The sequence below is a fragment of the Brevibacterium sp. 'Marine' genome (assembly GCF_012844365.1).
Classification (GTDB): domain Bacteria; phylum Actinomycetota; class Actinomycetes; order Actinomycetales; family Brevibacteriaceae; genus Brevibacterium.
Window position 1 is genome coordinate 3,534,816 of record NZ_CP051626.1, and the last position, 12,141, is coordinate 3,546,956.

A 12,141-nucleotide genomic window follows, 5' to 3' on the forward strand; every position below is an offset into this window, starting at 1 on the left:
CTATTGTGCTACAAGTGCACCCCCCGAACTACCTGACGGCGGCCCAGCAACCTTGCGCGAGGTTGCGGGCCGCCGTCAGGTAGTAATTAGGGGGATTTCAGCTGAGGAGGTCGGCGAGGGCGGCTTCGATGACGTCGAAGGCGTCGTTCAGCAGCTCGTCGGAGATCGTCAGCGGCGGCAGGAAGCGCAGGATGTTGCTGTAGGTTCCCGTGGTGAGCACGAGGACGCCGTTCTTCGCGCAGTAGTCCGCGATCTTCTTCACCAGGTCCGCGTTCGGCTCGATCGAATCGCGCTCGACGAACTCGGCGGCGACCATGGCTCCACGGCCACGGACATCGCCGACTTCGGGGTACTTCGACTGCAGCTTCGTGAGGCGGTCGACGATGATCTCACCGATCGCCAGGGCACGATCGGCCAGTCCGTCCTCTTCGTACGCGGCGATGGCACCGAGGGCGGCGGCGCAGGCGGTGGGGTTGCCGCCGTAGGTTCCGCCGAGGCGGCCCGGTCCGACCGAGTCCATGATGTCCGCGCGACCGGTCACCGCCGACAGCGGCAGACCGCCGGCGATGCCCTTGGCCGTGGTGATGAGGTCGGGCACGATGCCCTCCCACTCGGAGGCGAACATTTTTCCGGTGCGGGCGAATCCGGCCTGCACCTCGTCGGCGACGAAGACGATGCCCTTTTCGCGGGCGTAGTCGACGAGCGTGGGCAGGAAGCCCTCGGCCGGGACGATGAAGCCGCCCTCACCCTGGATGGGTTCGATGACGATCGCAGCGACGTATTCGGAGCCGATCTGCTTCTCGATCATCGTGATGACGCGCTTGGCTGCGTCCTCACCGCTGATCTTCGTGCCGGCCGCATCGTTGTCGCGGTACGGGTAGGACATGGGTGCGCGGTAGACCTCACCGGCGAAGGGACCGAAGCCGGCCTTGTAGGGAGCAGCCTTTGCGGTCATCGCCATGGTCAGGTTGGTGCGGCCGTGGTAGGCGTGGTCGAAGACGACGACGGCGTCGCGGCCGGTGTGGGCGCGAGCGATCTTCACGGCGTTCTCGACGGCCTCGGCACCGGAGTTGAGCAGCACGGTGCGCTTCTCGTGGTCACCGGGGGTCAGCCGGTTGAGGGCTTCGGCGACTTCGACGTAGCTCTCGTACGGGTTGACCATGAAGCAGGTGTGGGTGAAGGCCTCGAGCTGGGCCTTCGCGGCCTCGACCACGCGGGGGTTCGCGTTGCCGGCCGTGGTCACGGCGATGCCCGAACCGAGGTCGATGAGTTGGTTGCCGTCGGCGTCCTTGAGGATGCCGCCCCCGGCCGCCACCACATAGGCGGGCAGGCTCGAACCGACACCGGTCGCCACTGCTGACTTGCGACGTTCCTCGATCTCACGGGACTTCGGTCCCGGAATCTCGGTGACGATCTTACGTTCCTGCGGCAGAGCTTCGCCGCCAATCTCCAAAGCTGTCATAAGGGGAAGAATAGGGGCAATCGACGCTTTTTGTCACTTGCCGTCCGAGGGCTGGGCAGAACCGCTCGCCGCGGAGAGACGACCCCGCGGATTCGGCGCTGATCGGGTACGGATTCCGTTGTCGTGCGCCGGTGGCCGAATCCTCATTGCGGATGGCCGACAGCGAAGGCGGAAACAGCGCCGGGTCGTCCCCGACGCTCCCGGGAATCAGCGGTTCTGGCTGCGGGCGTCGACGTCCCTGTTCCGTTCCGGAAGCACGCGCTCGTGCTCGCGCATCGGCACGACGATCGTCTCCTGAGCGCCGACGACGCGTTCTCCGTCGCCGATTTCGAAGCTCAGCTGCGCCTCGGGAGCCAGGTTCCGTTTGACCACGGCCAGACCGATCGGTCCGAGCTCCCAATGCACGGTCACCGAGGTCAGGGTGCCCACTGAACGTTCGGACCCGCGGACCTCGGCGAGCACCTCGGTGCCGGGATCCGGGGCGATGTGGCCGGATCCGTCGAGGTGGACGAAGGTCAGACGCCTGGGCGGCTGACCGAGATTGTGGACGCGTGCCACCGCTTCCTGCCCGCGGTAGCACCCCTTCGCCAGGTGCACGGCCGTGCGCAGCAGGTCGAGTTCGCCGACGAGGGCTTTGTGGTCGATTTCGTTCCGGCCCGGCCGCCAGGCGGCGATCCGCAGCGCCTCCCAGGCGTCGAAGCCGGCCATATCGAAGGTGTTCGCCGACAGTCCCTGCAGGTCAGAGCGTTTGACGATGCCGATGACGAACGGGGTCTCGAGACCGGGGTGGTCGGTGCCCGCGACGTCCTGGCCGATGTCGATCTGCGCATAGGAGGCCGATCCGCTTCCGATATGCGGCCACGGGTCGGACCAGGTTCGGGTGACGGGCAGGGCTTCCGGCAGGGACGTGATGGCGCCGAAGCACTGGTAGTCGTCGCTGAGGTCCTCGATCTCGACGCGCATCATGAAGACCATTTTGCGCAGGAAGTCCAGGGTCGCGTCGGTGTGAAGGTCGCTGATGGCCCACAGTGCCTCACCGTCGTCGACGAGCTTCAGCCAGCCCTCGATGCGACCGTTCGGGTCGAGTACGAGGGTTTCGGTGGACACACCGGGGGCCAGGGTGTCGATCTTCTGCGTGGTGATCGAGTTCAGCCAGGTCAGACGGTCGGGTCCGCTCAGACGCAGCACGCGGAGATGGGCGAGGTCGACGAGACCGTCCTTCTCTTCGAGCACGCGCTGCTCACGCAGGGGAGCTCCGTAGTGGATGGGAGTCTCGGCGAGATCGCCGGCCCCGAGCACCGCGGTCGAGCTCAGTCCGCGAGCCAGCGACGAGCGACGAACCGCCTCGGCAGGGGTGTTCTCCGGCGACGGCGAATCGTTGACATCAGAATTCGGCGACACGGGATCAGTCATCTTAAGACAGCTTCTTCAATCTGGCAGAGGAGTGGGAGGCGAGTTCGTGGCCCATGGCTGCCATGTCCCAGGCCCACATGAGTTCGCCGCCGACGAGGCCGTACATCCGAGTCGAGGCGGTGTACTCCTTCGCGGTCTTGGTCCTGGCCACCACATCGGTGGCCAGATCGATGCGCGGGCCTTTGACGGTGCCGGCATAGAGCTCCATGACTCCGTGCGGGTGAACGATCTCCGCTTCGATCTCGAAGGCGTCGTCATTCGTGCGCAGGGTCTCGACCGCGGCGGCCGTAGTGAAGCTCTGGGGTTCGGTCGGCACCATCATTCCCGGGCCGACGTCCCCGTCGTCGTGCTGACGCACGAGCTGCCAGAAACCGGTCTCGAGAGTCAGGGTCGAGTCGAGTTCACCGGATTCGCCGAGCAGCCACGCATGCGCGGTGTACTGGAGGAAGGGCGTGCCCTGATGGGCGACGAAGTCGATGCGCTGGCCGAACTGCTTCTCAGGAGTGTCCGCATAGCCGACGACACCGACGCCTTCCCACGACCCGATCAGCCAGGACAGCGGGACGAGCTCGGAATGGACCGAGTCATCGAGTTCGATCACCATGAGGGATCAGCGGTTGTCTTTGAACAGCGCTGTGACGACCTTGACTCCGACACCCAGGGCGCCGAGAGCGGCGATGCCGACGAGGCCGGAGAAGACGATTTCGAGAGCAACAAGATTTTCCATGCCCTCAGTCTACAGTTCCCGGCAAAGCGATGTGCATTCAGCCCGACGACGCGGACCCCGGTCGTGCAGCGACGCGGACCCCGGTCGTGCGGCGACGCGAACCCCGGTCGTGCGGATCGGCGCGCAGGTCAGGAAGCGACGCGTTCGATCGCGTAGACGACGACTCCGCCGAGAGCGATCGGAGCGGCACCGAGGGCGAGCTGAACGGCGAAGCTGCGAGCCTTCTCGACGTTCTTCTTCACCTCGATGTTCTGCGAGGCCTCGAGGTTGGCGGCCTGGAACTTCGCATAGGCGACGAGCCCGAGCATCCGATCGACCGCCGCGACGAGCAGACCCATGACGACGCCGAGGATGAGCGCCGTGGCCAGGGAGAGCGCCGGTGCGAACACGAGCACCGACAGGATCCCCGCCCCGGCCGTGGACATGGCGATGGCCAGCGGCGACGTGTAGATCGCCGGCCACGGCAGCGCGGTCATGCACTGCGCCACGATGAGCGAGGCGAGGCCGATGACGATGGCCTCCTTGTCACCGGGGATCGTGATCGCAGCGACCCAAGTGCTCGCCGACAGGACGATGACGAGGCCGGAGACCTGCGCGGACACGTTCGCCACAGCATAGGAGGCGCCGATTCCGCGGGTGAGGTTCTGCACGAAGGTCCACAGCAGACCCAGGCCCGCCAGCACAGGCAGCCAGTCGAGGTAGGGAGAAGTGGAGTCGTGCCAGGCGGCGTAGAGACCGCCGACCCCGAAGAGGGCGAGCATGATCGACGTCGCCCGCGGCTGCGGGGAGTCCGTCAGGCGCGGCCAACCGTAGGCGACGCCGAAGACGATGAGCCCGGTCGCCAGCAGGAAGAGCGTATAGCCCCAGTACACGGAGGCGCTGAGGGCCAACACCAACACCAGGGCGACGGCTACTCGAATCCATCTGATCACAGCACTATCGTGCCTTATCCGATGACGCCCACGGTAACCACCGGTGGTTGCGCGTCGGAGCAGCACCGGCCAGGGCATCGCTATAATCTTCCTCAGACGACGGGCTCAGAAGACGGGCGCCGAGGAGGTGGATGCAGCACATGCGGATTCTGCACATCTGCCCCACGGCCAGGCTCGACGCTCCCCTGGCTCCCGAATCCCTGCAGTACCTCGGCCACCGAATCGACCGGTGCGGCGTCGAGGATCTGCCCGGCCGTCGGACCGACTCCGCTGCGGTCGACGTCGTCATCGTCGACGCCTGTCTCGATCTGTCCCTGGCCCCGCGCATCGCCGAACTCCTCGCCGAGGCGCGGATCACCGCCCCCGTCATCGTCGTCCTCGGGGAGGGCGGACTGGCGACGGCCTCGGCGAAATGGCACGTGGCCGACCTCATCCTCACCACGGCCGGCCCCGCCGAGGTGGAAGCGCGGCTGCGCGTGGCTCGTGATCGTCACATCGCTTCATCGTCCGCCCACGCCGACGGCGGCTTCCCCGGCGGTATGCATGCCGGGGCCGGCCGTGCCGGAGCGAAGGGCGGCGCGGGGAGCTGGGGGCCGGTGCGCACCGGCCGCGGGACCGTCGGCACGTCCAGGGACAGCGGATTCGGATTGTCCGGCCGCCTCGGCGACGCGGACGAGGAACTGGTGAACGCCGACGGCGAGCCGATGGTCGTCGTCACCGGAGACCTCCGCATCGACGAGACGGCGTTCACCGCCGAGCTCGGCGGACGCAGTCTCGATCTGACCTACCGAGAATTCGCCCTGCTGAAGTTCTTCGCCATGCACCCCGAACGCGTCTTCACCCGCGACGACATCCTGCTCGCGGTGTGGGGCGATGACTACTTCGGCGGCACTCGCACCGTTGACGTGCATGTTCGCCGCCTCCGTGCGAAACTCGGCAAAGACCTTGAGAACGCCATCCACACCGTGCGCAACGTCGGCTACCGCTTCAGCGCCGACAGCGTCACAGACACAGATTCAGAGGACGAGACGGCATGAGAATCCAGGCCAGCGGGGCAGTCGCCTCCACTTCGATCGACCCCCTCACCGAGGATGAGCTGACGTTCCTCGATGACGTGGCAGCGACCGACGGTGCCCCGGAGATCTCCGGCGGGCTCATGGCCGTCGCCACCGGTGAGGACACCGCCCACGCGGCGCAGACCGCGTCGAGCGTGTGGCGCGTGTTCGACGGTGAGACTCTCATCGGCTTCGGAATCCGGGCCCTGCAGGGCGATCGTCACGCCGCAGAGTTCCTCATCGCCCCCGCCCACCGCGGCCAGGGCCTCGGCGAACAGCTGCTGAGAACGATCCTCGACGAAGAGCCCGAAGCCTGGTGCTGGTCGCACGGCGACCATCCGGCTGCCGCCCACCTCGCGCAGAAGCACGGCCTCGGCCGTGACCGGGTGCTCTATCAGATGCGCACGGACACCGGGCTGAGCCTCGACGCCCTCCCAGAGACTCGGAGTCCCGACGGGGTCGAGATCCGGTCCTTCGCCCTCGGTGACGAGGACGGCTGGCTGGCCGTGAACAACTCCGCCTTCGACTGGCATCCCGAACAGGGCGGCCAGACCCGGGCCGATATCGACGCCGTCGTGACGCCTGCGGATTTCGACCCGAACACCTTCATCATCGCCGCCCGCGGCGGCGAAGTCATCGGCTTCCATCAGACGAAGATCACGGACACGGATGACCAGGGCCGCCTCGGCGAGGTCTATGTCGTCGGCGTCGATCCGCGCATCCATGCCAAGGGCGTGGGCAAGGCGCTGACGGTCGAGGGAATGCGGCGGATGGTGGCCGCCGGTGCCGAGACGATCGAACTCTACGTCGAATCGGACAACGCCCCGGCGCTAGGCTTGTACGAGCGGCTGGGATTCCATGTCGCGGTCGCGCACGTGGCCTATGCACCGGCCTCCACCGAGGTCACCGGCACTGATTCGGCGAGCACGGCGTCGAGCGAGTAAGGAGCAGATCGTTGTACGACATCGCAGCGTCAGGGAATGAGCTGGGACTGCCCGACCCGGCGGATCGCTTCCTCGATCGTGAACTCAGCTGGCTGGCCTTCAACGAACGCGTCCTCGACCTCGCCTCGGATCCGGAGATCCCGCTGCTCGAACGCGTCCGGTTCCTCTCGATCTTCGCGACCAACCTCGACGAGTTCTTCATGGTCCGCGTCGCCGGCCTCAAACGCCGCATCAACACCGGTCTGGCCGTGCCCAGCGTCACCGGACGCATGCCCGCGCAGGTCATGCACGACATCGGTGTGCGCGCATTCGAGCTGATGAGCCGGCATGCCGCACTGCTCAAGGACGATATCGGTCCCCGCCTCGACGCGGAATCGATCACGAAGGTCCAGGTCGAAGGCCTCACCGAGGATGAGCGCCACCGCGTCGACGAATTCTTCTTCGGCCACGTCTACCCCGTCCTCACCCCGCTGGCCGTCGATCCGGCGCACCCGTTCCCCTACATCTCGGGTCTCTCGCTCAACCTCGGTGTGCTCCTGCGGTCACCGGAGACGGGCAAGGAGTTCTTCGCCCGGGTCAAGGTTCCCCCGCGCCTGCCCCGCTTCTTCAACGTCGCCGAGGCGACCGATCGGCCCGCCGGACGCGACGTCCCAGCCCGCTTCGTCGCCCTCGAGGACATCATCGCCGAACACCTCGGCACCCTGTTCGAGGGCATGGAGATCGTCCACCATTCGACCTTCCGCGTCACCCGCAACGAAGACCTCGAGGTCGAAGAGGACGATGCGGAGAACCTGCTCAAGGCTTTGGAGAAGGAGCTCCTGCGACGGCGATTCGGACCGGCCGTGCGGATGGAGATCACGGAGAACATCCACCCCCGCGTGCTCGAGATGCTCAAGGACGAACTGGGCATCCACGACTCGGAGATCTACCACCTGCCCAGCCCGCTGGATCTGTCCGGCATGTCCGATATCGCCGATGTCCCGCGCGATGATCTGCACTATCCGAAGATGGTCCCGCAGATGAACAAGGATCTGTCGCTGCGGGAGTCCAGCGACCAGGTCGACGTCTTCGACGCGGTGGCCAGTCGCGACATCCTCCTGCACCACCCCTATGATTCGTTCTCCACGAGTGTGCAGGCCTTCCTCGAACAGGCCGCCGCGGACAAGAACGTGCTGGCGATCAAGCAGACGCTCTACCGGACCTCCGGAGACTCGCCGATCATCGACGCCCTCGTCGACGCTGCGCAAGCCGGAATCCAGGTGCTCGCCGTCGTCGAGATCAAGGCCCGGTTCGACGAGGAGGCCAACATCACGTGGGCCCGCAAGCTCGAGCGCGCCGGCGTTCACGTCGTCTACGGAATCGTCGGGCTCAAGACGCATGCGAAGCTCTCCCTCGTCGTCCGCCAGGAGGCCGACGGGCTGGCCAGGTACTGCCACGTCGGCACCGGCAACTACCACCCGAAGACCGCCCGCGGCTATGAGGACTTCGGGCTGCTCACGCGCGATCGGGCCGTCGCCGATGACCTGACGAAGCTGTTCAATCAGCTCTCCGGCTATGCGCCGAAGTCCGAATACTCACGGTTCCTCGTCGCCCCCAGCAATGTGCGCACCGGACTCATCGACCTCATCGACTCCGAGATCGCGATCGCACAGTCCGGCGGAGCGGGGCAGGTGCGGATCAAGGTCAACTCGATCGTCGACGAAGCCGTCATCGATGCCCTCTACCGGGCTTCCCAGGCCGGGGTCGCCGTCGAAGTCTTCGTCCGCGGAATCTGCGCCCTGCGCCCGGGCATCGACGGCCTGAGCGAGAACATCACCGTGCGTTCCGTGCTCGGACGCTTCCTCGAACACTCCCGCGCCTTCGTATTCGGCAACGACGGCGACCCGATCGTCTACATCGGTTCGGCCGATATGATGCACCGCAACCTCGACCGGCGGGTCGAAGCACTCGTGCAGATCGTCGACGACGGACACCGGGCGGAGATCATCGAACTCTTCGACCTCGTCTTCGCCCCGACCACCTCGGCGTTCGACCTGGCCGGCGACGGCAGATGGACACGGCGGACCCACGACGACGAAGGAAACCTCCTCGGCGACTACCAGACGGAGCTCATCCGTCGGCACCGGACCCGTCGGCGAATCGGGGAAGAGGCGTGAGCCGGTCCGAGGTCTCCTCGGCGCAGGCGTCATCACGCGTCACGGCCGATGTCCTGGCCGCCGGGGCCGTGTGCTGGAGACACGGTCCGAAAGGTCTCGAGGTGGTGCTCATCCACCGCCCGAAATACAACGACTGGTCATGGCCCAAGGGCAAGGTCGACCCGGGAGAGACCCTGCCGGAAGCCGCGATCCGCGAGGTCAAGGAAGAGACGGGGTTCGACATCCGCCTCGGCATTCCTCTTCCCTCCGCCGAATACACGGTCGGCAAGAACACGCAGAAGAAGGTCTTCTACTGGTCGGCCGAGGTCAAGGACCAGTCCGCCTTCGCCCCGGTCAACAAGCGGGAGGTCGACACTGCCGGCTGGTTCCCCGTCGACCAGGCCCGCTCGAAGCTGACGTCGTTCGCGGATCGGGAGCAGCTCGACGCACTCGAGAAGTTCGCGCAGACGGATGCTCTGCGGGCGTGGCCGCTCATCCTCGTCCGCCATGGGAAGGCGTTCCCGCGGGCGAAGTGGTACGAGACCGAGCATGTGCGGCCGCTGCTCAAGCTCGGCACCCGACAGGCCATGGCGCTGACCGGACTGCTGGGAGCCTGGGGCGTCCGCAAGCTCGTCTCGAGTCCGTGGAAGAGGTGCATGGCGACGCTGACTCCGCTGTCGGCGGCGACGGGGAAGTCGATCAAGAAGGTGTCGACGCTCAGCGAGAAAGCGACTGCCGCGAACCCGGACAAGACCGCCCGCTATATCGAGAAGCTGCTGGCGAAGGGCAAACCCGTCATCTACTGCACGCACCGGCCGGTGCTGCCGACGATCTTTGCCGTCTACGCCGCTCACGCCCCGAAACGCGTGGAAGCCAAGCTGCCGAAGGACGATCCGTACCTCAAACCCGGTGAGGTCCTCATCGCCTATGTGCGTCCCGGGCCGGTGCCGCGCATCGTCGAGATCGAACGCGTCCGCCCCATCGACAGCTGATCGGGGTTCACAGCCACGGCGGGCCGCCTCGGCGAGGGACTGCCGGTCCCGACAATGATCCTTTCATGAAACTGATACGACCTGTGATCGAGCACTCACGGAGGCTCCAACCCTTCTCCGCTCATTCACTTCCCATTCATGTTCACACTCCTTGCACTTCACGCGTGGTCTTTAGCGTGGATGACGAGCAATCGAGAACTCTCGAGCTGTGTCCACAAACATGAAAGGCATCTTCGTGAAGATGAAGCATCTCGCCCCCTCCGCTGCGATCCTCGCGGTCGGCGCCATCACCCTCTCGGCCTGCGGCGGACAGTCCGCAACCGGTGAAGAGGCCTCCGGCGGCAACAGCGACCTGCAGGGCACCCTGACCGGCATCGGCGCCTCCTCGCAGAAGGCCGCCATGGATGCCTGGACAGCGGACTTCACCTCGCAGAACTCCGGTGTGACCGTCAACTACTCCCCCGACGGATCGGGTGCCGGTCGTGAACAGTTCCTCGCCGGCAACGCGCAGTTCGCCGGTTCCGACGCCCACCTCGACGACGACGAGGTCAAGGCCGGAGAGGAAGCCTGCGGCGCCGACGGAGCCTACGAGTTCCCCGTCTACATCTCCCCCATCGCCGTGACCTTCAACGTCGAGGGAGTCGATGAGCTCAACCTCTCCCCCGCAACGATCGCGAAGATCTTCAAGGGCGACGTCACGAACTGGAACGACGAGGCCATCAAGGCCGACAATCCGGACGCCGACCTGCCTGATCTCAAGATCACGGCTGTCCACCGCGCCGACGACTCGGGCACCACGGAGAACTTCACCGAGTACCTCAAGGCCACCGCCGAGAAGGACTGGGACGCCGAGGTCGACGGCAACTTCCCGAAGGAGTACGGCGGCGAGGCCGCTCAGGGCACCGACGGTGTCATCCAGACCGTCTCGGACACCGACGGAGCCATCGGCTACGCGGATGCCTCGGCCGTCGGTGAGCTCGCCACCGCCAAGGTCAAGGTCGGCGAGGAATTCGTCGAACTCTCCCCGGAAGCCGCCTCGAAGGTCGTCGACGCCTCCGAGAAGGTCGAAGGCCGCAGCGAAGGCGACCTCGCCTTCGACCTGGCTCGCGACACCACCGAGTCCGGCGCCTACCCGATCGTCCTCGTGTCCTACCACCTCGTCTGCTCGTCCTACAAGGACCAGGAGACCGTGGACATGGTCAAGGCCTGGGAGAAGTTCGTGGTCTCGGAAGAGGGACAGAAGTCCGCTGCCGATTCCGCCGGGTCCGCACCTCTGTCGGACGACCTGCGCACGCAGATCGAAGAAGTCATCGACTCGATCAAGGTTGAAGGCTGAGTTCAGCCTCTGACCTGGAGAAATAGCCAGTCGGGAGCGGCGCAGAATCCCTGCGCCGCTTTTCCGCGCCTGTGGAACCACCCCGGTTTCACCACAAGTCACATGAGGAGCACTTGTGCCGATCAGCACACAGACCACTGAGTCGGGCCCCACAGGGCCGGGCTCCACGTCCGAGTCCGGGCAGAAGCCGCCGCAGACCCCCGCATCTCGGCAGCAGAAGGCCGTCGTCCGGCCCGGCGACCGCATCTTCTCCGCCGCCACACTCATCGCCGGCATCCTGATCCTGGTGATCCTCGCCGGAGTCGCCCTGTTCCTTCTGGCGCAGTCGAAGGACACCATCGCCGCGCAGATCAGCGATCCCTCGCAGATCACGGGCGGCAAGGGCTTCTTCTCCTACGTCTGGCCGCTGGTCATCGGCACGCTCATCTCCGCAGCCATCGCGCTGATCGTCGCGACTCCGTTCTCGTTGGGCATCGCGCTGTTCACCACGCACATGGCCCCGCGCAGGCTCGCTCCGGTGCTCGGGTACGTCATCGACCTGCTCGCGGCCATCCCCTCGGTCGTCTACGGCCTGTGGGGCATCGCACTGGCCGGCAACCTCACCGGCTTCTATCTGTGGCTGTCGACGTGGTTCGGCTGGATTCCGATCTTCGCGCCGGCCGCAGACGGATCCGTGTCTCAGACCGGCCGCACCCTGCTCACCGCCTCGCTCGTGCTCTCGATCATGATCCTGCCGATCATCACCTCCCTGACGCGCGAGATCTTCCTCCAGACCCCGCGCCTGCAGGAAGAGGCGGCACTGGCCCTCGGCGCCACCCGCTGGGAGATGATCCGTATGGCCGTTCTGCCCTTCGGCAAGTCCGGAATAGTCTCGGCCACGATGCTCGGTCTCGGCCGCGCCCTCGGTGAGACCATGGCCGTGGCCATGATCCTCTCGCCCGGTGTCCTCACCGCGTCGCTCGTCGTCAGCGGCAACCAGACCATCGCCTCCGAGATCGCGCAGAACTTCCCCGAAGCCGCGGGACTGCGCCTGTCCGAGCTCATCACGGTCGGCCTCGTGCTCTTCGTCATCACCCTGCTGGTGAACATGGGAGCCCGCGCCATTGTCGCCCGCACCTCGGTGAAGGGAAGTTGAGACCAATGAC

10 protein-coding genes are annotated in these 12,141 nt (G+C 66.1%); 6 read left to right on the forward strand and 4 right to left on the reverse strand.

The window, feature by feature from the left end; all coding sequences use genetic code 11:
• Window positions 1-97: 97 nt before the first annotated feature.
• From gabT to HF684_RS15925, 4 genes are all read right to left on the reverse strand, one after another.
• Complete coding sequence (gene gabT, locus HF684_RS15910) at window positions 98-1,462, reverse strand: 4-aminobutyrate--2-oxoglutarate transaminase (protein WP_169253266.1); 1,365 nt, start codon at window positions 1,460-1,462, stop codon at window positions 98-100.
• Window positions 1,463-1,669: 207 nt separating this feature from the next.
• On the reverse strand, window positions 1,670-2,875 hold the full coding sequence (locus HF684_RS15915; RefSeq protein ID WP_169253267.1) for a folate-binding protein YgfZ: 1,206 nt from the start codon (window positions 2,873-2,875) through the stop codon (window positions 1,670-1,672).
• Window position 2,876: 1 nt separating this feature from the next.
• Complete coding sequence (locus tag HF684_RS15920; RefSeq protein WP_169253979.1) at window positions 2,877-3,476, reverse strand: FABP family protein; 600 nt, start codon at window positions 3,474-3,476, stop codon at window positions 2,877-2,879.
• Window positions 3,477-3,730: 254 nt separating this feature from the next.
• Window positions 3,731-4,534 (reverse strand): ammonia permease, encoded by an 804-nt coding sequence (locus HF684_RS15925; protein WP_248278986.1) that lies wholly within the window; start codon window positions 4,532-4,534, stop codon window positions 3,731-3,733.
• Window positions 4,535-4,674: 140 nt separating this feature from the next.
• Here HF684_RS15925 and HF684_RS18960 point away from each other — a divergent pair, with 140 nt between their 5' ends.
• The 6 genes from HF684_RS18960 to pstC all read left to right on the forward strand — a co-directional run bounded on the left by HF684_RS18960 (window position 4,675) and on the right by pstC (window position 12,131).
• The gene (locus HF684_RS18960; RefSeq protein ID WP_169253268.1) at window positions 4,675-5,571 is read left to right on the forward strand and encodes a winged helix-turn-helix domain-containing protein; all 897 of its coding nucleotides are present in this window, start codon (window positions 4,675-4,677) and stop codon (window positions 5,569-5,571) included.
• Window positions 5,568-6,533, forward strand: coding sequence for a mycothiol synthase (gene mshD, locus HF684_RS15935; RefSeq protein WP_169253269.1), 966 nt, complete (start codon window positions 5,568-5,570; stop codon window positions 6,531-6,533). Before HF684_RS18960 ends, mshD begins: the two co-directional genes overlap by 4 nt.
• Window positions 6,534-6,544: 11 nt before the next feature.
• A complete protein-coding gene (locus tag HF684_RS15940) occupies window positions 6,545-8,689 on the forward strand; it encodes an RNA degradosome polyphosphate kinase (RefSeq protein ID WP_169253270.1) in 2,145 nt (714 codons plus the stop codon).
• Window positions 8,686-9,660, forward strand: coding sequence for an NUDIX domain-containing protein (locus HF684_RS15945; RefSeq protein ID WP_169253271.1), 975 nt, complete (start codon window positions 8,686-8,688; stop codon window positions 9,658-9,660). The genes HF684_RS15940 and HF684_RS15945 overlap by 4 nt, the downstream gene beginning before the upstream one ends.
• A 208-nt stretch (window positions 9,661-9,868) precedes the next feature.
• The gene (gene pstS, locus HF684_RS15950; protein ID WP_211168013.1) at window positions 9,869-10,996 is read left to right on the forward strand and encodes a phosphate ABC transporter substrate-binding protein PstS; all 1,128 of its coding nucleotides are present in this window, start codon (window positions 9,869-9,871) and stop codon (window positions 10,994-10,996) included.
• A 244-nt stretch (window positions 10,997-11,240) separates the two neighbouring features.
• Window positions 11,241-12,131, forward strand: a complete 891-nt coding sequence (gene pstC, locus HF684_RS15955; protein ID WP_169253982.1) for a phosphate ABC transporter permease subunit PstC — start codon at window positions 11,241-11,243, stop codon at window positions 12,129-12,131.
• The last annotated feature ends 10 nt before the right edge of the window (window positions 12,132-12,141 follow it).

Bases quoted from the DNA above. Each gene is read 5' to 3' on its own strand.
- gabT (WP_169253266.1), bottom strand. From the start codon at position 1,462: ATGACAGCTTTGGAGATTGGCGGCGAAGCTCTGCCGCAGGAACGTAAG.
- HF684_RS15915 (WP_169253267.1), bottom strand. From the start codon at position 2,875: ATGACTGATCCCGTGTCGCCGAATTCTGATGTCAACGATTCGCCGTCG.
- HF684_RS18960 (WP_169253268.1), top strand. From the start codon at position 4,675: ATGCGGATTCTGCACATCTGCCCCACGGCCAGGCTCGACGCTCCCCTG.
- mshD (WP_169253269.1), top strand. From the start codon at position 5,568: ATGAGAATCCAGGCCAGCGGGGCAGTCGCCTCCACTTCGATCGACCCC.